We start from the raw sequence: 18462 nt of genomic DNA on the forward strand, positions 1-18462 counted from the left end.
AGGGCGTGCGGCTCACCGCTTGAGGTGCTCCGCCCGCCTGCTGCGGCGCCTGTTGCTCTAGCGCCGATAGCATGATCTTTAGCAAGGGCTGTGCCAGAAGGCCAAGTGCTTGATTTTCAAGGGATGGCGCTGATTTGCATTGTCGTGACGCAACAATGATGACTGATATCGTCCACTCTTTTTGAGCGTGATGGACGAAAACGGCAGGCGGCAAGGACGGGGAGGGGGCGCCCGGGACACGGCATGGCGTGACGCGGGCGCGTGCGGCGGTTCAGCTATCCTTGCTGTAGCAGGCGCGGCTGGGACGCAGGCGCATGCGCACGAGGGACACCAGGAAGCTGAAGCCTGCCTGGTTCGGATCGATGACCGGCACATAGGTCTGCAGCGCGTCCTCCAGCAGCGCGCTGACGCGCGCGGCGACGCCGACAAATCCTGTGCAGCCGAGCAGGATGGACTGGGCGCCGTCTTCCTGTATCGCCAGCATGGCGGCCTGGAAGGTTTTTTCGACCACCGTGTCCAGCTTGCCGAGATCGGCGACGGGACAGTCGATGGAACGGATCGAGGCGAAGCTGTCCTGTAAGCCGTAAGCCTGCATGTGGCCCCGCTGCATGGCGAGCGTGCTGGGCAGTATCGTCATGATCGACAGGCGCTGGCTGAGGGCCAGCGCCGTAAAGGCGGCGGGCGGGAAGCCGCCGAGGATGGGAATGTCGATCACTTCGCGCGCGGCCTCCACGCCGCACATGTCGAAGTCGCTGAGCCAGATGCCGTCATAGCCTTCGCCTTCGATTTCTCTGGCCAGCTGCACCACCGGATAACCGTTTTGCAGCCAGTCGACGCGGTATTCGATGCAGTCGTGCCCGCTCGAAATATTGCGTACGGACACTTCGACATCGGGCGGCATCACGGGCTCGATGGCGTCCAGCAGGCGCTGATTGTAGATGGACGTGGCCACCGGCGCCACGATACAGATGCGCAGCGGCTTCATGCGGCGCTCCCTGCCGCTGCGCCGGTGTTGCCCGCCAGCGGCATATAGGGTCCCAGGTAGCCGATGGTGTTGAGCAGTTGCATGAAGCTGTCGAGTATCAGGCCGCCCCGTTCCCGCAATGCCGGGTGGGCTTGCAGGCCCAGCAGCGTCACCTTGCGCTGCAGGAGGGCCGGGTTGAGCGTGCCGTCAGGCAGCAGCAAGTCGCCATTCGAATACACGGCCTGGCCATCGCCCTCGACAAAGTAACTGATGGTGTCGGGCGCCATGCAGAGGGGCGTGCTGCGGCTGCTATCCCAGGCCAGCAGCGATTCGTTCTGGTACAGGACCGTGCATAGCCGTTCACCCGCGCGGATGGTGATCTTGCCCAGGTCGAAGCCATTGCGCGAGTCGACTTCGGCGGCGACGAATGTGCCCTGAGGAAACAATGGCCAGGCGCGCATGTCGCATTGTCGCGCAAGATAGTCGACCAGTTCGTCCGCGCTGCGCAAGCGGCCTGTCTGCAGTTCGCGGCCCAGGCGCAGGGCGCGTCCCAGGGTGCCGCGCACGGGCAGCGCCCGGGCCAGTTCCGCCGGCGCCATGATCCACATGGCCAGCCCGCCGAACTGCTTGAAATCGGCCTGCGAGACGATGGGGCGCATCATCTGGTCGATGATCGTTGCCACGTCCTGCTGGTGGGCGTGGGCGCCGTTCACGCCCTGGCTCGGCTGGACGTCAAGTTCCACGCGCAGTCCCGACTGGCTGACGAGGAAGGCCGGGCACGGATTGATCTGCTCAGCCGCATACGTCAGCTGCGGCAGCGAGGGAACGGCGCGGCCGGCGCCATCGGCGTCGATCACCGCCAGCCCCAGATGGGCGGCGACCAGGCAGGCGACGAGAAACCCCAGCGCCCCGCTCTCGGGCGGCGCCAGGTAGGCCAGGGTGCGGTTTTCCAGCGCCAGGTGCTCCCTGACGGCGATCACGGCATCGACGGGACCTTGCGGAAGTTGGGCGCCATTGATCGCCACGGGCGAACCCAGGTAAGCCACCATGACCGTCTCGCCATCGGTGGCTTCGTCGACGCTGACCACGCGCACTTGGGCGTCCGGATAGTAATCGCCGGCGTGGAATTGGGCCAGCAGGCTGCGCGCGGAAGTGAGCGTGCCGCCGCCACCGCTGCCGAAGAAGCAAGCTCCCAGCAGTAGCGATTCAAGGTCATCGTGGTTCAGCACATAGCTCATGTTGCGGGTCCTCAGGTTGGCATGGCATGGAAATGGTTTGCGCCAGGGTGGTCTGCAACTGCAGCGCCTGGGCAAACCGGGGGAAAGCCGTGTCACGTTCCACGCCGCGCAAGGCGCGCGTGAGGTGTTCGAGTGCTTCGGGCCGGCGCCCGCGCTGCTGCAGCAGTTGCGCCAGGCGGGTTGCCACCAGCAGGCTGCCGGCCGTCGCGCCCAGCGCCTTGGCGGTCGACAGTGCACTGCCCAGTTCGCGTTCCGCGTTGTCCAGGTCACCCACAGCGATCCACGTCTGCGCATGCATGTCGAGCAGTTCGACCAGATAGGCCCGTTCGCCATGTTCCAGCGCCAGTTCGATGGCGCCGTGCAGCAGTTGCCGGGCTTGCGATGGCTGGCCTGCCGACAGCAGCAGTTCGCCCCGTTTCCAGGCCTGGAATGAATGGAAGAGCATGCCGCCTTCGCACAGCATGTATTGCTGGTAGCCATCGGCGATGCGCTGTTCGGTCTGTGCATGGATGTTGCCCGACGCCAATGCGCAGGCATGGAATATCTGGCCCACCCCCAGGTAGAATTGATAGCCATATTCGCTGGCGACGGTTTGCAGGTCTGCCGCCAGGTTTGCCAGCCGGCTCCAGTCCTCGAACATGCAGGCGAGCCACGCGGCGCCCTGCAGTGCGATGGCGCGATGGAAGGGATGCGGGTTGTCGGCGCCGCCGCGCAATGCCAGGTGGTCCATCACCTGGCGCGCGCGCCGGAAGGCGCCGCTCTGGAAGCAGGACAGGCCTTCGAAAGTGGTCGACAGCGCGGCGATGTCCAGGCCCTGTCCCCCGGTGTCGGCCGATGCCGCGCCGCATAGCAAGTGTCCGCGCTCCAGGCAGGCCAGCGTTTCGCGGTAATCGCCGAGCCAGAACAGCGTGTTGGCCAGGGCCAGGTGGGCCTGCGACAGCAAGTCCGTGTCACCTATGGCTTGCGCCCGCTGCAGCATGTCTTGCGCCGTAGCCCGCGCCGCCACCAGGTCCAGCGCCATCAGTTGCGAGCTCCAGATGCCGAAGCGCAGGGCGGTGATTTCCACCTCGTCGCCCAGCGCCGCCGCTTCCTGCAATGCCTGCTGGTAGCAGGCGAGCGCTTCGGCGCTTTGCCAGCCGCTGATGCCGCGGTGCGAAATGGCGAGCCAGCGGTGCAGGTCGCAGCTCAGGCGGCGCGCGGTGCAGGGGTGGGCGTCGGCGGCCAGCAAGGTGAGGCCGCGACGCAATACTTCAATGGCTTCCTTGAAACGGGCCGCCTCGATCAGTGCACGTCCCTCCAGCAGGCAGACGCGGGCAAAATTGCTGCGCTCCTCGTCGCCATGCACGCGGCGTTCGATGACCTTGCGGTTGATGCCCAGGTGGCGCGCCGCGATCGTCTTGTTGCCATCGGCAAGGCGCATCGCATAGTCGATCAGCAATTGTTCCGCGGCCTCCAGCTTGTCGTCGCCTTCCAGCCGCATGAGGGCTTCCGCCAGCAGCGTGTGATCCGCGTCTTCCGGCATGCCCGCCGACAGGAAGGCTTCCAGGCTGTGGGCATCGATCAGCGCCGATTCGGCCAGTATCGACAGCCGTTCAACCAGGTTGCGCAGTTCGCGGATATGGCCGGGCCAGGCATGCCGGCCCAGGCGTTCCATGGCGGTGGCGGTAAAGCGGATGGGCCGCTTCTGCAGGCTGGCAAAGTGGGTGGCGAGGGCGGCGACGTCGCCGCGGCGCTGGTCCAGGCCCGGCACGTCGAGTTTCAATACCGCCAGCCGGTAATACAGGTCTTCGCGGAAACGGCCCGCTTGCACCATCGCGGCCAGGTCGCAATGGGTGGCGGCCACGATACGGCCGTTGAACGGCTGGATATCACCACCGCCCAGTGGCCTGAAACAGCGTGCTTCGAGTACGCGCAGCAGCTTGCTCTGTACACCTAGCGGCAATTCGCCTATTTCATCGAGAAACAGCGTGCCTTGTCCCGCTTGGGCGAAGAACCCGGTGCGGCTGTTGAGCGCTCCCGTAAATGCGCCCTTGGTATGGCCGAAGAGTTCCGCGTCGATCAGGTGTTCCGGCAGTGCGCCGCAGTTGAGATCGACAAAGGGCGCAGCGGGATCGCCGCTGTGCCGGTGCACGAGCTGGGCGATGATTTCCTTGCCGGAACCGGTTGGGCCACTGATGAGCACCGTGCAGCGGGTCGGCGCCACGGCTTCGACCATGCGCAGCAGGCGTTGGAATATTGGAGAGCTGCCAATGATGTTCAGCCCGCCCCCGGCGCTGCCGCAGTGGACGGGGACATGCACAGGGGCAATAGCGCCTGCTCCGGGAAGCATGCAATGCGGCTGCCTCCCATGCTGTTGCAGCATAGACCTTTCGGACATGGTCGTCTCGCTCCGGTGATTTCGCTCCGATCATGCAGGGCCGTATTTTTTGTTCTGCCCCGCTGCCTGCCGACGCGTACCGTTGCTCCACTCATGCATAAAGGAATCGCGCGTTCCGATTATGGCCGTTAATAAAACGGCGATAGTCGCCAATTGTCACAATGAAAATATATTCATCGCTTGCATCATGCTAGCTGGTTACCTGCCGTCACTCACTGCGTTGCTGGCGGCGCATCCTTCAATTGCGCCAGATGTTGCTCGATGGCAAAGACGTGCGGGTCGCTCTTGCCCAGCTCGCGCAGGGCGCTGGCCAGGTGCAGCAGGTATTCGCTGTTCGGGCCGCTGGGGCCGGCAGAGCGGGCGATCTGGCGCGCGATGTCCAGTTCCGGGGCGGCGCCGAGGAAGGCGGCGTTTTCCTCGTTGGCGATGTACACCAGGCCTTCGACCTTGCTGCCATCGTCGAAGGTGATGTCGGTGGCCAGGCGCAGGTAGCCGTTCTTTTCGCGGTGGTCGAGGTGGGCGAAGACTTCGGGCGTGATCAGGTAAGCCATGCCGTCGCACACGGCGCCCGCTTGCGGCACGATGGTGGCGACGCGGCCCGGCGCCATCGGCGTGCCCCGGTGGTCGTGCGAGCCTTGCCAGAAGCGCCGCGTCCAGCCGGCGATGCTGGCCGGGCGGCGCTCGATGTAGGGGAAATCGGCCTTGTAGATCAGCGAGCCATAGCCGAACAGCCAGACCTGTGCATGGCCGTCGAATTTGTTCATGCGCTGGTTGATGGCGATGGTGGCGGCGTCGATGGCGGACAGATCGTTCTGGTGAGGCTGGGTCATGGTGCGAGCGGTGAAAGGGCGATGCCCGATTATAAAGCGGCGCCAGCCGGGCCGCCCGCTCCCACGTTCCACTCGTGCGTCTCGACAAAGCGGAACAGGAAGGCCATGAAGCTTTCGGCTGCCGGCGACAGCGACCGCCCCGTCTTCGTGTAGACGAAAAAGCGCCGCGTCAGTTCCGGCTCGTGCAGGGCGCGCATCTGCAATTGATATAGTTTGACCATCGGTTCCGCGTACGGCAGGCAGACCGTGATGCCCAGGTTGGCGCTGACCATGGCCAGCGCCGTCGTCATGAAGGTCACTTCGTTGTACGGATTGAGCGACAGCTCGCGAAACGCGCCGTGCATGTCGCGCAGCAGGCGTTCCGTGAACTGGCCCTGCAGCGAAATGAACGGATAGTCGCCCACGTCGGCCCAGGTGACCCTTTCCTTTTGCTGCAGCGGGTGCTGTTCGGGGAAGACCAGCACGAAGGGCATTTCAAACAGCACTTGCGCGGCGATTTCCGCCGTGGGGTCGCGCTCGGGGCCGATGCCGAAATCGACTTCGCCGCTGAAGACACGCGCCGACACATTCTCCACGGGGCAGTCGACGAGGCGCAGCTGCACGTCCGGGTGCGCCTGGCGGTAGGCGGCGATCACTTCCGGCAGCAGGGTGCACGCCATCATCTGCGGCGCAGCGATGCGCACCATCCCCGTTTTCAGGGCCTTGCGCTGGGCGATGCCGGCCATGGCGCCGTCGAGGTCCTCGATCATCTTTTCAAACAGCGGATACAGCTCGCGGCCTATTTCCGACAACTGCGTCTTGCGCGTGCTGCGCTCGACCACGCGCACGCCCAGCACGCTTTCCAGTTCCTTGATCAAGCCGCTCAAGGCGGACTGCGTCACGTGCAGGTATTCGGCGGCCAGGGTAAAACTGCCGGTCTTGGCCAGCGCCACGAAGGCGCGCATTTGCCGCAGGCTGGGACTCATAAGATAATCCGATAAATCAATGGTTAAAAATTGTTTGTATGATAGCTGGAACTCGATTCTAATGGTGAAAAGCTGAAAAACAGGCCAGCCAACGCGCCCACGGCGCCATCCATTGGAGACAAGCACATGAAGATCAAGCAAATCCACCACGTCGCCTACCGCTGCATCGACGCGAAGAAAACCGTCGAGTGGTACGTCAAGCATTTGAACATGAATTTCGTCCTCGCCATCGCCGAAGACCTGGTGCCGTCGACCAAGGCGCCGGACCCGTACATGCACGTCTTCCTCGATGCGGGCCAGGGCAATGTGCTGGCCTTTTTTGAACTGCCGACGCAGCCGCCGATGGACCGCGACCGCAATACCCCGGCCTGGGTGCAGCATCTGGCGCTGGAAGTGGGCAGCATGGAAGAACTGCTGGCCGCCAAGGAACGCCTGGTGGCCGGCGGCATCGAGGTGCTGGGTCCCGTCAACCACGCCATCTTCCAGTCGATCTACTTCTTTGATCCGAACGGCCACCGCCTGGAGCTGGCGGCCAACGTGGGCACGCCCGACATGATGGCCAAACTGGACGCCGTCAAATGGGAAATGCTGGAAGAATGGTCGCAAACGCGCCGCGCGCCCAAGCACGCCGCCTGGATGCACGCGCCGGCCGACGCCTGAACGCATTAGACCGCCACTCTCTGACAAATACACCGAACAAGGAACACCATGAAACTCGCAACCCTGAAAAACGGCAGCCGCGACGGCGCCCTGATCCTCGTCAGCCGCGACCTGCGCCAGTATCAGCGCGTGGCCGCCATCGCGCCCACCTTGCAGGCCGCGCTCGACAACTGGGACGCCGTCGCGCCGAAACTGGAACAGGCCTACGCCGACCTGAACGCGGGCCAGGCGCCGGACGCGCAGCCGTTTGATGCCGCGCTGTGCCACTCGCCGCTGCCGCGCGCCTACCAGTGGGCCGACGGTTCCGCCTACATCAACCACGTGGAACTGGTGCGCAAGGCGCGCAACGCGGAAGTGCCGGCCTCGTTCTACACGGACCCGCTGATGTACCAGGGCGGCTCGGACAGCTTTATTGGCCCGCGCGATCCGATCTTTGCCTTGTCCGAAGAGTGGGGCATCGACCTGGAAGCGGAAGTGGCCGTCGTCACGGGCGACGTGGCCATGGGCGTCGGCGTGGACGATGCGGCGAAAGCGATCCGCCTGGTCATGCTGGTCAACGATGTCTCCTTGCGCAACCTGATTCCGGGCGAGCTGGCCAAGGGTTTCGGTTTCTTCCAGTCGAAGGCGGCCAGCGCATTTTCCCCCGTCGCCGTCACGCCCGATGAACTGGGTGCCGACTGGGTTGGCAGCAAGCTGCATTTGCCGCTGCTGGTGGACCTGAACGACAAACCGTTCGGCAAGCCGAATGCGGGTGAAGACATGACCTTCGACTTTGCCCAGCTGGTCGCGCATGCGGCCAAGACGCGCGAACTGGGCGCCGGCAGCATCATCGGTTCCGGCACCGTGTCGAACAAGCAGGGCAACCTGTTTGGCTCGAGCATCGAGAACGGCGGCGTCGGCTACTGCTGCCTGGCCGAAGTGCGCATGTATGAAACCATCGAACACGGCGCGCCAAAAACGGCGTATCTGAAGTTCGGCGACACGGTGCGCATCGAGATGCGCGACGCGGCGGGCGCCAGCATCTTCGGCAGCATCGAGCAGACCGTGGCCGTGTACGCCGGCCGCGCCTGAGGGGAGGCGCCCGATGAAGCTGTACACCTACTTTCGCAGTTCGGCCGCCTACCGCGTACGCATTGCCTTGAATCTCAAAGGCATCGCCTACGACAGCATCCCCGTGCATCTGCTGCAGGATGGCGGACAGCAGCTGCTACCCGCCTACCGCGCCGTCAACCCGTCGGCCCTGGTGCCGGCGCTCGACGACGACGGCGCCATCCTCACGCAGTCGCTGGCGATGCTTGAATATCTCGACGAGACGCGGCCGGCCGTGCCGCTGCTGCCGGCCGATGCGCTGGGCCGCGCCAGGGTGCGCGCGCTGGCGCTGGCGATCGCCTGCGACGCCCATCCGCTGACAAATCTGCGCGTGTTGAAATACCTGAAAAACACTCTGGGGCTGTCGGACGAGGCCAAGCAGGAGTGGTACCGCCACTGGATGGCCGAGGGCCTGGCGGCCGTGGAGGCGCTGCTGGCGCAGGGCGACCCTGCCGGCACGGGCCTGTTCTGTCATGGCGACAGCCCGACGATGGCCGATTGCTGCCTGGTGCCGCAGGTATTCAATGCGCAGCGCTTCGCCATCGACCTGGCGCCATATCCGCGCGTGGCGCGCATCCATGCCCATTGCGCCGGCTTGCCCGCGTTTGCTGCCGCCCATCCGTCGCAGCAGCCTGACGCCGAATAGATTTTCTAAGCTGCAACGCAGGAGGCCCCGTCTGGCAACAGGCGGGGCTTTTTTATGCGTGCTTGATTTTTGGTGGGTAATGCCAGCTTGCCGGTGCGCTACAATTTGCGTTTGCCCAAATACTTTACGCGCCATGACTGCAACAACCGTTCCTGCCAGCATCATCGATGCCCTGTCCCTGGCGCATGATTCCTGGCGTCCCATCCTGCTGCGCGGCTTGCACGCCGTGATGGCGGCCGATCCCGCCTACCTGCCGGCGCTGGCCGCCGACGATTACCTGCCCACGCAGGGCCGGCTGTTCGCCGCCTTTGCCCTGCCGCTGGCGCAGGTGCGCTACGTGCTGGTGGGCGAGGGGCCGTATCCGCGCGCCGACAGCGCCACGGGGGTGTGCTTCATGGACGGCACCGTCGGTAGTCTGTGGTCGGCCACGGGCCTGTCGAAGCCCGTCAACCGCGCCACCTCGCTGCGCAACTTCATGAAGATGCTGCTGGTGGCCGATGGCCAGTTGCAGGGCGGCGACACGTCCGGCGTGGCCATGGCGCCCGTGGCCGCCGCCGCGCAGCTGCCGGGCAGCGGCGTGATCCAGACCCTGCCCGACTTGCAGCGCAAGATGACGGAGCAGGGCTTCCTGCTGCTCAACGCGGCGCTGGTGTTCCGTGCCCACGTGCCGCCCGTGCAGGATGCGCGCGGCTGGCTGCCCTTCCTGCAGGTGGTGCTGGAAGCGCTGGCGCAGCAGGGCGGGGCGGCCACGCCGCAACTGGTGCTGTGGGGCAAGATCGCCGAGCTCATCAAACGCCTGCCGGTGGCGGCATCGTTGCCGCAGGTGACGGCGGAACATCCGTATAATCTGTCCTTTATCGGCAATCGTGACATGCAGGCCTTGTTTGGCCCGATGCAACTATTGCGTGCTTGAGCTTGAATCATCGCCTGTCTGGCGGAAGTGCGGGGAATATGCAAATCAGTAACGTGGAAGAATTGAAGGCGTGGATCGCGGCGGGCGGCGTGCCCGACTATCTGTATTTCTGGGGGCACACGCCGGCGCAGCCGCAGGTGCCCGACAAAAGCTGCTTCAGCCAGTGGTTTCCGTCACCGTTCAGCCTGGCTGGCGTGACGTATGCGACGGCCGAGCACTACATGATGGCGCAAAAGGCGGCCCTGTTTGGCGACACTGCCGTGCAGGCGCGCATCGTGGCGGCCGGGCGGCCGTCGGAAGTGAAGAAGCTGGGGCGCGAAGTGGCGAATTTTGACGCCAAAGTATGGGAAGCGGCCCGCGCCGGCATCGTCTTCGATGGCAACTTTGCCAAGTTTTCGCAAAAGGCCGCGCTGCGCAAGTTTCTTCTGGGCACGGGCGAGCGCGTCATCGTCGAAGCCAGTCCCGTCGACCGCATCTGGGGCGTGGGCCTGGCGTCGGACAATCCGCGCATCCTGGACCCCGCCACCTGGGACGGCTTGAACTTGCTGGGATTTGAACTGATGAAAGTGCGGACTGCTTTACGGGGCTGAGAACGCCCTGCGATTTCCCGACTGTTGTTTTCCTGATGCCGCCGCGCCTGGCGCGGCCGGCCATGCCCCTTCCAGCCCTGTGGTCATCGAGGGGCGCTCTGACAAACCCCGCCGAATTTGTTATACTTGACTAAATCATTCAACTACTCGGGGTTTGAGGAGTTGAAAAACCGCAATATTTTAAACCAGTTGACCAGAGGATGTATGCGTCTGACTACAAAAGGCCGTTTTGCCGTGACAGCGATGATCGATCTTGCCCTGCGCCAGGGCAAGGGACCGGTCACCTTGTCCGGCATCAGCCAGCGCCAGTCGATTTCCCTGTCCTACCTGGAACAGCTGTTCGGCAAGCTGCGCCGGCATGAGATCGTCGAGTCGATCCGCGGTCCCGGCGGCGGCTACAGCCTGGCGCGCCGTGCGGACAAAGTGACGGTGGCCGACATCATCATCGCCGTCGACGAACCGCTGGACGCCACGCAGTGCGGCGGCAAGGAGCATTGCCACGGCGCCGACGCGGCCACGGGTGCGCGCTGCATGACGCATGAATTGTGGTCCACACTCAACGAAAAAATGGTCGATTATCTGGATTCTGTGTCCTTGCAGGACCTGGTCGACCAGCAGAGACAAAAGATTGCCGAGCAAAGCGTGATGGTGATGCACCGTAACCACGCCGCCCTCGGTTGATAATGACAAAAATACCAGTTGCTGATTGCAGGAGTTATTGATGAACGCCCCAGAAAAAAACGTAGGCCAAGTGCACTTTGAAACCGCACCGCATTTCCCGATCTACATGGATTACTCGGCCACGACGCCGATCGATCCACGCGTCGCCGACAAGATGATTCCGTACCTGCGCGAGCAGTTCGGCAATCCGGCATCGCGCAGCCACATGTATGGCTGGACGGCGGAAAAAGCCGTGGAAGAGGCACGCGGCCACGTGGCGGCCCTGGTGAACGCCGATCCGCGCGAAATCATCTGGACCTCCGGCGCGACGGAAAGCAACAACCTGGCCATCAAGGGCGCGGCACAGTTCTACAAGACCAAGGGCAAGCACATCATCACCGTCAAGACCGAGCACAAATCGGTGCTCGACACGGTGCGTGAACTGGAACGCATCGGCTTTGAAGCGACCTACCTGGAACCGCAGGACAACGGCCTGATCACCGTCGAGCAGCTGGCCGCGGCCGTGCGCCCGGACACCATCCTCGTGTCGGTCATGCTGGTGAACAACGAAATCGGCGTGATCCAGCCGATCGACGAAATCGGCGTGTTCTGCCGCTCGAAAGGCATCATCTTCCATTGCGACGCTGCGCAAGCGACGGGCAAGGTCGTCATCGACCTGCAAAAAACCAAGGTCGACCTGATGACCTTCACGGCACATAAAACCTACGGCCCGAAAGGCGTGGGCGCCCTGTACGTGTGCCGCAAGCCGCGTGTGCGCCTGGAAGCGCAGATGCACGGTGGCGGCCATGAGCGCGGCCTGCGCTCGGGCACTCTGCCGACGCACCAGATCGTCGGCATGGGCGAAGCGTTCCGCATCGCCAAGGAAGAAATGGACAGCGAAATCGGCCGTATCAAGGCCTTGCGCGACCGCCTGGCCAAGGGCCTGCAAGAGATCGAAGAAGTCTACATCAACGGCGACATGGAGCACCGCGTGCCGCATAACCTGAACGTCAGCTTCAACTACGTCGAAGGCGAGTCGCTGATCATGGCGATCAAGGATATCGCCGTGTCGTCCGGTTCGGCCTGCACCTCGGCCAGCCTGGAACCATCGTACGTGTTGCGCGCCCTGGGCCGCAGCGACGAACTGGCGCACAGCTCGATCCGTTTCACCATCGGCCGCTTCTCGACCGAGGAAGACATCGACTTCGCCGTGAACCTGCTGAAATCGAAAGTACACAAGCTGCGCGACCTGTCGCCGCTGTGGGACATGTTCAAGGACGGAATCGACATCAATTCGATTCAATGGGCCGCCCACTAACCAATACCCGGGCCTCCACTACGGGGCCGGCAAGAATATTTAAGGAGCATCAAAATGGCTTACTCGGACAAAGTACTCGATCACTACGAAAACCCGCGCAACGTGGGCGCTTTCGACAAGGGTGATGAAACCATCGGCACCGGCATGGTAGGCGCGCCTGCCTGCGGCGACGTGATGAAACTGCAGATCAAGGTTGGCGCCGACGGCCTGATCGAAGATGCGAAATTCAAGACCTACGGCTGCGGTTCGGCCATCGCGTCGAGCTCGCTGGTGACCGAATGGGTCAAGGGCAAGACCCTGGACCAGGCACTGGCCATCAAGAACACGCAGATCGCCGAAGAACTGGCCCTGCCGCCAGTGAAGATCCACTGCTCGATCCTGGCGGAAGACGCCATCAAGGCAGCTGTTCTGGATTACCAGACCCGTCACCCGGCAGCAGCTTAAACGTTGGTAGCCCGCCCCGGCCGCAAGGCCGGGGCAGTTACGGAGAAATACATGATCACACTGACCGAAAAAGCGGCGAAACACATCAACCGTTATATCGAACGGCGCGGCAAGGGCATGGGCCTGCGCTTTGGCGTGCGCACCACGGGCTGCTCGGGCCTGGCTTACAAGCTCGAATATGTCGATGAAGTGGCGGCCGAAGACAGCGTTTTTGAGTCGCACGGCGTGAAAGTCTTCGTTGACCCGAAAAGCCTGCCTTACATCGACGGCACGGAACTCGATTTCGCGCGCGAAGGCTTGAACGAAGGCTTCAAGTTCCACAATCCGAACGAAAAAGACGCCTGCGGCTGCGGCGAGTCCTTCAGGATTTAAACAGCTGGCAAGACCCCGGTCGGTGCGCTGTACCCATCGATTGCGGTACAGCGACCACCGACCATTATGCAAAATCACTTCGAATTATTCCAGTTGCCGGCGCAGTTCTCGCTCGACATGAGCGCGCTCGACGCGGCCTACCGCGACGTGCAGGGCAAGGTCCACCCTGACCGCTTCATCAATGCCAGCAGCGCTGAAAAGCGCGTGGCGATGCAATGGGCTACGCGCGCCAATGAAGCCTACCAAACCCTGAAAAGCCCGCAAAAACGCGCGCAATACCTGTGCGAACTCAATGGCGTCGACTTGCAGACGGAGTCGAACACGGCCATGCCTGTCAGCTTCCTGATGCAGCAGATGGAATGGCGCGAAGAGCTGGGCGATGCCCGTGCCGGCAAGGATGCCGACGCGCTCGACGCCCTGGACCGCCAGCTGCGCGGCGAACGCAAGGCCTTGCTGGCCCAGGTGGCGGCCCAGCTGGACGCCGCCGACTATGTGAATGCCGCGCAAAGCGTGCGCGCCCTGATGTTCCTCGACAAATTCGGCGAGGAAGTGCGTTTTGCATATGAGGCCATGGAAGCCTGACTGGCCAATCGCTTGACCGGCGTGCCAAGCGCCAGTCCGGCGCGCGTCTTATAATGCGCGACAGGCATCAACTGCATCACGCAAAAAATTAATCGAGGCACGAATACAATGGCACTTCTGCAAATTTCCGAACCAGGCATGTCGACCGCGCCGCACCAGCACCGTCTGGCCGTCGGCATCGATCTGGGCACCACCAATTCCCTGGTCGCCACCGTCCGCAACAGCATTCCCGAGGTGCTCAACGACGAAGAAGGGCACTCGCTGCTGCCGTCCGTCGTGCGCTACCTGCCGAATGGCCACGCCAACATCGGCTACAAGGCCCTGGCCGCGCAGACCACCGACCCGAAGAACACCATCGTTTCCGTCAAGCGCTTCATGGGCCGCGGCCTGGCTGACATCGCCTACGCGGAAAACCTGCCCTACGACTTCCAGGATACGCCTGGCATGGTGCAGCTGAAAACCGTGGCCGGCGTGAAAAGCCCCGTCGAAGTGTCGGCGCAAATCCTCGCCACCCTGCGCCAGCGCGCGGAAGATTCGCTGGGCGACGACCTGGTGGGCGCCGTGATTACTGTACCAGCGTATTTCGACGATGCCCAGCGCCAGGCCACGAAAGATGCGGCACAATTGGCCGGCATCAATGTCTTGCGCCTGCTGAGCGAGCCGACGGCCGCCGCCATCGCCTACGGCCTCGACAACGCCTCCGAAGGCGTGTACGCCGTGTATGACCTCGGCGGCGGTACCTTCGACATCTCGATCCTGAAGTTGAGCAAGGGCGTCTTCGAAGTGCTGTCCACGGGCGGCGACTCGGCCCTGGGCGGCGACGATTTCGACCGCCGCCTGTTCTGCTGGATCAGCGAGCACGCCAAGCTGGCACCCCTGTCGGACGAAGACACGGCCATCCTGATGGTGAAAGCGCGCGAGATCAAGGAAACGCTGTCGACCAAGTCGGAAACGATGATCGATGCGGCCCTGAATTCGGGCGAAGAGATCCACCTGCGCATCACGGCAGCGGACTTTGCCGCCATGACGCAGCACCTGGTGGCCAAGACCATGAACGCCATCAAGAAAGCCCTGCGCGACGCGAACGTGGATGCGGACGACGTCGACGGCGTGGTGATGGTGGGCGGCGCCACGCGCATGCCGCACGTGCAGCGCGCCGTGAGCGAATTCTTCCACACGACGCCGCACGCGAATATCGACCCGGACAAAGTGGTGGCGCTGGGCGCCGCCATCCAGGCGAACTTGCTGGCTGGCAACCGCGCCGCCGGCGACGACTGGCTGCTGCTGGACGTGATCCCGCTCTCCTTGGGCATCGAGACCATGGGCGGCCTGGTGGAAAAGATCATCCCGCGCAATTCGACGATCCCGTGCGCGCGCGCGCAGGAATTCACGACGTTTAAAGATGGCCAGACGGCGCTGGCCGTGCACGTGCTGCAGGGCGAGCGCGAACTGGTCAGCGACTGCCGTTCGCTGGCGCGCTTCGAGCTGCGCGGCATTCCGCCGATGGTAGCGGGCGCCGCGCGCATCCGCATCACGTATCAAGTCGATGCGGACGGCTTGCTGTCCGTCTCGGCGCGCGAGCTGCGCTCGGGCGTGGAAGCGTCGATCAGCGTCAAGCCGGCGTATGGCCTGGGCGACGACGACATCGCGCGCATGCTGCAGGATTCGTACACGTCGGCCGACGTCGACATGGTGGCGCGCGCGCTGCGCGAAGAGCAGGTGGAAGCGGAACGCATCCTGCTGGCCACGCAGTCGGCGCTCGATGAAGACGGCGGCTTGCTCGACGATGCCGAGCGCGTCATCGTCGACGGCTTGATGCAGCGGGTGCGCGACGCCATTGCGCAATCGCAAAGCGGCGCCATCGACCACCAGGCCTTGAAGCTGGCGATTGAAGCGTTGGCCGACGGCACCGAGGATTTCGCCTCGCGCCGCATGGACCGCAGCGTGCGCACCGCTCTCACCGGCAAATCGCTGGATCAGGTCGTACAAGACTAATTGAACAGCGCGCCGCCGAAACTGCGGCCGCGCTCCGAATGACAGACTGAAAGAAGAAACCATGCCACAAATCGTTATCCTGCCGCACGCCAAGCTTTGCCCGGACGGCGCCGTCATCGAAGCCCCTGCCGGCAAGTCCATCTGCGACATCCTGCTGGAAAACGACATCGACATCGAGCACGCCTGCGAAAAATCGTGCGCCTGTACCACTTGCCACGTGCTGGTCCGCGAAGGCATCGACTCCCTGAACGAAGCGACGGAACTGGAAGAAGACATGCTGGACAAGGCCTGGGGCCTGGAAGCCGTGTCGCGCCTGTCGTGCCAGTCCATCGTGGCCGAGGCCGACCTCGTCGTCGAAATCCCGAAATACACGATCAACCAGGTCAGCGAAGGCAGTCACTAACATGAAATGGTCCGACATCACCGCAATCGCCGAAGCCTTGTTCGACGCGCATCCGGACATCGATCCCCTGACCGTGCGTTTCACCGACCTGCATAACTGGGTGGTGGAACTGGACGGCTTCGACGATGACCACACGCGCGGCGGCGAAAAAGTGCTCGAAGCGATACAGATGGCGTGGATCGATGAAGCGCGCTAAGGGCGCGGCAGCCGCCGCCACCGCAGCCGCTGTGCCGAAAGACGTCATCACGGCCGCCAGCAACATGCCCGAGATCAAGGATGGCCAGTCGGTCGCCTTGCTGCAGGAATTGCACATCCTGACGCGCGACGGCAAGATGAACCAGGACAGCCGCCGCAAGCTCAAGCAGGTGTACCACCTGACGCAGTTCATCGAACCGCTGCTGCGCGAAGTGCAGCTGGATCACCCGGGCGTGTCGCTGGTCGACCACGGCGCCGGCAAGTCGTATCTGGGCTTCATTTTGTACGACCTGTTCTTCAAGAATGGCAACGATGGTTCGCACATCTACGGCATCGAGACGCGCGAAGAGCTGGTGCAGCGCTCGCAAGAGCTGGCGAAGAAATTCAAGTTCCCCGGCATGTCGTTTTTGCCGCTGTCCGTGGCCGAATCGACGGAGTCAAACTTGTTGCCGCAGCAGATCGACATCGTCACGGCCTTGCATGCCTGCAACACTGCTACCGATGACGCGATCCACTTTGCCTTGAAGAAAAAGGCGAAATTCATGGTGCTGGTGCCATGTTGCCAGGCGGAAGTGGCGTCGGTATTGAAGAAGAACAAGGGCAAGAGCCTGGGCAAGAGTGTCTTGACGGAATTGTGGCGCCACCCGCTGCACACGCGCGAGTTCGGCAGCCAGATCACCAACGTGCTGCGCTGTTTGCAGCTGGAAGCGCACGGCTACCAGGTCAGCGTGACGGAACTGGTGGGCTGGGAACATTCGATGAAGAATGAACTGATCATCGCCAGTTACAAGAACTTGCCGCGCCAGCGTCCGACGGAACGCCTGCAGGAAGTGCTGCAGACCCTGGGCCTGGAAGAGATGGGCCACCGTTTCTTTGCTGAAGAGCTGGCCAAGGCCACTGCGTAAGCATACGCTGTTGCACACGAGGGGAGGGGCGGGTCGGTTACAATACCGGCTTTCTCCTCCCTTGCTTTTTGCGCCTCCCCATGACCACACCACACGAAATGCCCACCGTCCGCCTGGCCAAGCGCCTGTCTGAAGACGTGCCCTGTTCGCGCCGCGAGGCCGAGCTGTATATCGAGGGCGGCTGGGTCACGGTCGATGGCGTGCTGGTGGAAGAGTCGGGCGCGCGCGTGGCCGACAATCAAACGGTGGTGCTGCTGCCGAACGCGACCCTGGAAGAAATGCCGCCCGTGACGATCCTGCTGCACAAGCCGGCCGGGATCAACGGCGGCGTCGGCGCGGAAGGCAAGCCAGCCTTGAGCTGTTTGCGTCCCGAAGAAATTTTCACGCCGGAAAATGTGGCGCCCAGCTCAGTCACGCGCTTCCTCAAGCGTCATCTGATCGGCTTGACCATCACCAATCCGCTGGAAACCATGGCGTCCGGCTTGCTGGTGTTTACGCAGGATTTCCGCGTGGCCCGCAAGCTGGTAGATGAAGCGAAAACGGTGGAGCAGGAATTCATCGTGGAAGTGTCGGGCGCCATCGCCGAGAATGGCTTGGCGCTGCTGAATCACGGCTTGCCCTTCAATGGCAAGCCTTTGCCTCCGATCAAGGTCAGTTGGCAAAATGAAACGCGTTTGCGCTTTGCCCTGAAAAACGTGCAGCCGGGCCAGATCGCCCACATGTGCAAGATGGTGGGACTGGACGTCGTCGCCATGAAACGGCTGCGCATCGGCCGCATTTCGATGGGCGCCATGCCCGCGGGTCAATGGCGCTACTTGCAGGGTTACGAACGCTTCTAAAGCTGCGGCGCCACGATGGAATGGCTTTCCGCAAAGCTTTTCCATAGCCGTTCGGCAATATTCAAGGCGATGGTATCGGCCTTCTCTTGCAGGGCCGCATTGCCCATGCCCTCGGTCGTGGCAAAGAACAGGGTCAGCCAGCGGCGGAACATGCAGGGCGTGAGATGCTCCATTTGCGCGTGCTGGGCCAGCGGCTTGCCGTGGTAGCGCATGGTGCCGCGCAATAAGCCTGACCAGAAATCGACCAATGTTGCCAGGTGGGCATCCCAATCCTTGACCTCGGCGGCAAAGATGGGACCCAGCATGGCGTCGTCGCGCGCGGCCGCATAAAAGGTGTGGACGAGGTGCTTGACTTCGTCTTCGCTGCAGACTTCCTCGCGGTAGGGCGCGAAGCGTGTGTGGGGGAGGGGGGCGGTATTATTCATGGCATGCCATGATCGCAGAGCCCCCGTGGTGCTTCAATGACCCAGGTCAAGC

Annotated in this window: 21 protein-coding genes; 15 read left to right on the forward strand and 6 right to left on the reverse strand. The window is 63.1% G+C overall.

Annotated elements, in window-relative coordinates:
• Positions 1-271 precede the first annotated feature (271 nt).
• The 5 genes from CSQ93_RS12010 to CSQ93_RS12030 form a co-directional block, all read right to left on the reverse strand.
• Complete coding sequence (locus CSQ93_RS12010; protein ID WP_099378258.1) at positions 272-985, reverse strand: aspartate/glutamate racemase family protein; 714 nt, start codon at positions 983-985, stop codon at positions 272-274.
• On the reverse strand, positions 982-2202 hold the full coding sequence (locus tag CSQ93_RS12015) for a DUF917 domain-containing protein (protein WP_099378259.1): 1221 nt from the start codon (positions 2200-2202) through the stop codon (positions 982-984). Before CSQ93_RS12015 ends, CSQ93_RS12010 begins: the two co-directional genes overlap by 4 nt.
• Positions 2177-4501, reverse strand: a complete 2325-nt coding sequence (locus CSQ93_RS12020; RefSeq protein ID WP_158301209.1) for a sigma 54-interacting transcriptional regulator — start codon at positions 4499-4501, stop codon at positions 2177-2179. The genes CSQ93_RS12015 and CSQ93_RS12020 overlap by 26 nt, the downstream gene beginning before the upstream one ends.
• Before the next feature lie 290 nt (positions 4502-4791).
• Positions 4792-5376, reverse strand: a complete 585-nt coding sequence (locus CSQ93_RS12025; protein ID WP_099378419.1) for a gamma-glutamylcyclotransferase — start codon at positions 5374-5376, stop codon at positions 4792-4794.
• Positions 5377-5438: 62 nt separating this feature from the next.
• On the reverse strand, positions 5439-6374 hold the full coding sequence (locus tag CSQ93_RS12030; protein ID WP_099378261.1) for a LysR family transcriptional regulator: 936 nt from the start codon (positions 6372-6374) through the stop codon (positions 5439-5441).
• Between the two features lie 126 nt (positions 6375-6500).
• Here CSQ93_RS12030 and CSQ93_RS12035 point away from each other — a divergent pair, with 126 nt between their 5' ends.
• The 15 genes from CSQ93_RS12035 (at position 6501) to CSQ93_RS12105 (ending at position 17985) form a co-directional block, all read left to right on the forward strand.
• Positions 6501-7034 (forward strand): VOC family protein, encoded by a 534-nt coding sequence (locus CSQ93_RS12035; RefSeq protein ID WP_099378262.1) that lies wholly within the window; start codon positions 6501-6503, stop codon positions 7032-7034.
• 48 nt (positions 7035-7082) lie between these two features.
• Positions 7083-8105 carry a fumarylacetoacetate hydrolase family protein gene (locus tag CSQ93_RS12040; protein ID WP_099378263.1) on the forward strand — a complete coding sequence of 341 codons (1023 nt, stop codon included), beginning with the start codon at positions 7083-7085 and terminating at the stop codon, positions 8103-8105.
• Between the two features lie 13 nt (positions 8106-8118).
• On the forward strand, positions 8119-8769 hold the full coding sequence (maiA, locus tag CSQ93_RS12045) for a maleylacetoacetate isomerase (RefSeq protein ID WP_034750094.1): 651 nt from the start codon (positions 8119-8121) through the stop codon (positions 8767-8769).
• 133 nt (positions 8770-8902) lie between these two features.
• A complete protein-coding gene (locus CSQ93_RS12050; RefSeq protein ID WP_099378264.1) occupies positions 8903-9682 on the forward strand; it encodes a uracil-DNA glycosylase in 780 nt (259 codons plus the stop codon).
• Positions 9683-9720: 38 nt separating this feature from the next.
• A complete protein-coding gene (locus CSQ93_RS12055) occupies positions 9721-10272 on the forward strand; it encodes an NADAR family protein (protein WP_099378265.1) in 552 nt (183 codons plus the stop codon).
• Positions 10273-10476: 204 nt separating this feature from the next.
• A complete protein-coding gene (gene iscR, locus CSQ93_RS12060; protein WP_034779566.1) occupies positions 10477-10953 on the forward strand; it encodes a Fe-S cluster assembly transcriptional regulator IscR in 477 nt (158 codons plus the stop codon).
• Positions 10954-10993: 40 nt separating this feature from the next.
• Positions 10994-12250, forward strand: coding sequence for an IscS subfamily cysteine desulfurase (locus tag CSQ93_RS12065; RefSeq protein WP_099378266.1), 1257 nt, complete (start codon positions 10994-10996; stop codon positions 12248-12250).
• Between the two features lie 54 nt (positions 12251-12304).
• On the forward strand, positions 12305-12694 hold the full coding sequence (gene iscU / locus CSQ93_RS12070) for a Fe-S cluster assembly scaffold IscU (RefSeq protein WP_034779562.1): 390 nt from the start codon (positions 12305-12307) through the stop codon (positions 12692-12694).
• Between the two features lie 51 nt (positions 12695-12745).
• Positions 12746-13066 carry an iron-sulfur cluster assembly protein IscA gene (gene iscA, locus CSQ93_RS12075; protein ID WP_010399774.1) on the forward strand — a complete coding sequence of 107 codons (321 nt, stop codon included), beginning with the start codon at positions 12746-12748 and terminating at the stop codon, positions 13064-13066.
• Positions 13067-13132: 66 nt separating this feature from the next.
• Positions 13133-13648, forward strand: coding sequence for a Fe-S protein assembly co-chaperone HscB (gene hscB / locus CSQ93_RS12080; protein WP_099378267.1), 516 nt, complete (start codon positions 13133-13135; stop codon positions 13646-13648).
• 108 nt (positions 13649-13756) lie between these two features.
• Positions 13757-15643 carry a Fe-S protein assembly chaperone HscA gene (gene hscA / locus CSQ93_RS12085; RefSeq protein ID WP_099378268.1) on the forward strand — a complete coding sequence of 629 codons (1887 nt, stop codon included), beginning with the start codon at positions 13757-13759 and terminating at the stop codon, positions 15641-15643.
• A gap of 61 nt (positions 15644-15704) precedes the next feature.
• Positions 15705-16046 (forward strand): ISC system 2Fe-2S type ferredoxin, encoded by a 342-nt coding sequence (gene fdx / locus CSQ93_RS12090; protein WP_099378269.1) that lies wholly within the window; start codon positions 15705-15707, stop codon positions 16044-16046.
• A gap of 1 nt (position 16047) precedes the next feature.
• Positions 16048-16242: a Fe-S cluster assembly protein IscX gene (gene iscX / locus CSQ93_RS12095; protein WP_099378270.1), complete on the forward strand. Its 195-nt coding sequence runs from the start codon at positions 16048-16050 to the stop codon at positions 16240-16242.
• Positions 16229-17146, forward strand: coding sequence for a class I SAM-dependent methyltransferase (locus CSQ93_RS12100; RefSeq protein ID WP_099378271.1), 918 nt, complete (start codon positions 16229-16231; stop codon positions 17144-17146). The genes iscX and CSQ93_RS12100 overlap by 14 nt, the downstream gene beginning before the upstream one ends.
• 80 nt (positions 17147-17226) lie before the next feature.
• On the forward strand, positions 17227-17985 hold the full coding sequence (locus CSQ93_RS12105) for an rRNA pseudouridine synthase (RefSeq protein WP_099378272.1): 759 nt from the start codon (positions 17227-17229) through the stop codon (positions 17983-17985).
• Here the strand turns inward: CSQ93_RS12105 and CSQ93_RS12110 are convergent.
• Entirely contained in the window at positions 17982-18410 is a 429-nt protein-coding gene (locus tag CSQ93_RS12110; RefSeq protein WP_099378273.1) for a group III truncated hemoglobin, read from the reverse strand. The genes CSQ93_RS12105 and CSQ93_RS12110 overlap by 4 nt on opposite strands.
• Positions 18411-18462 lie beyond the last annotated feature (52 nt).

It is taken from the genome of Janthinobacterium sp. BJB426 (genome assembly GCF_002735705.1).
In the GTDB taxonomy this organism is placed as follows: Bacteria; Pseudomonadota; Gammaproteobacteria; order Burkholderiales; family Burkholderiaceae_D; genus Janthinobacterium.

Excerpts from the sequence above, each read along its gene's own strand:
- CSQ93_RS12050 (WP_099378264.1), top strand. The coding sequence starts at position 8,903 with ATGACTGCAACAACCGTTCCTGCCAGCATCATCGATGCCCTGTCCCTG.
- CSQ93_RS12015 (WP_099378259.1), bottom strand. The coding sequence starts at position 2,202 with ATGAGCTATGTGCTGAACCACGATGACCTTGAATCGCTACTGCTGGGA.
- fdx (WP_099378269.1), top strand. The coding sequence starts at position 15,705 with ATGCCACAAATCGTTATCCTGCCGCACGCCAAGCTTTGCCCGGACGGC.
- hscA (WP_099378268.1), top strand. The coding sequence starts at position 13,757 with ATGGCACTTCTGCAAATTTCCGAACCAGGCATGTCGACCGCGCCGCAC.
- CSQ93_RS12035 (WP_099378262.1), top strand. The coding sequence starts at position 6,501 with ATGAAGATCAAGCAAATCCACCACGTCGCCTACCGCTGCATCGACGCG.
- CSQ93_RS12065 (WP_099378266.1), top strand. The coding sequence starts at position 10,994 with ATGAACGCCCCAGAAAAAAACGTAGGCCAAGTGCACTTTGAAACCGCA.
- CSQ93_RS12055 (WP_099378265.1), top strand. The coding sequence starts at position 9,721 with ATGCAAATCAGTAACGTGGAAGAATTGAAGGCGTGGATCGCGGCGGGC.
- iscA (WP_010399774.1), top strand. The coding sequence starts at position 12,746 with ATGATCACACTGACCGAAAAAGCGGCGAAACACATCAACCGTTATATC.
- CSQ93_RS12100 (WP_099378271.1), top strand. The coding sequence starts at position 16,229 with ATGAAGCGCGCTAAGGGCGCGGCAGCCGCCGCCACCGCAGCCGCTGTG.
- CSQ93_RS12010 (WP_099378258.1), bottom strand. The coding sequence starts at position 985 with ATGAAGCCGCTGCGCATCTGTATCGTGGCGCCGGTGGCCACGTCCATC.
- CSQ93_RS12105 (WP_099378272.1), top strand. The coding sequence starts at position 17,227 with ATGACCACACCACACGAAATGCCCACCGTCCGCCTGGCCAAGCGCCTG.
- CSQ93_RS12110 (WP_099378273.1), bottom strand. The coding sequence starts at position 18,410 with ATGAATAATACCGCCCCCCTCCCCCACACACGCTTCGCGCCCTACCGC.
- iscX (WP_099378270.1), top strand. The coding sequence starts at position 16,048 with ATGAAATGGTCCGACATCACCGCAATCGCCGAAGCCTTGTTCGACGCG.
- hscB (WP_099378267.1), top strand. The coding sequence starts at position 13,133 with ATGCAAAATCACTTCGAATTATTCCAGTTGCCGGCGCAGTTCTCGCTC.
- CSQ93_RS12030 (WP_099378261.1), bottom strand. The coding sequence starts at position 6,374 with ATGAGTCCCAGCCTGCGGCAAATGCGCGCCTTCGTGGCGCTGGCCAAG.
- iscU (WP_034779562.1), top strand. The coding sequence starts at position 12,305 with ATGGCTTACTCGGACAAAGTACTCGATCACTACGAAAACCCGCGCAAC.
- iscR (WP_034779566.1), top strand. The coding sequence starts at position 10,477 with ATGCGTCTGACTACAAAAGGCCGTTTTGCCGTGACAGCGATGATCGAT.
- CSQ93_RS12040 (WP_099378263.1), top strand. The coding sequence starts at position 7,083 with ATGAAACTCGCAACCCTGAAAAACGGCAGCCGCGACGGCGCCCTGATC.
- maiA (WP_034750094.1), top strand. The coding sequence starts at position 8,119 with ATGAAGCTGTACACCTACTTTCGCAGTTCGGCCGCCTACCGCGTACGC.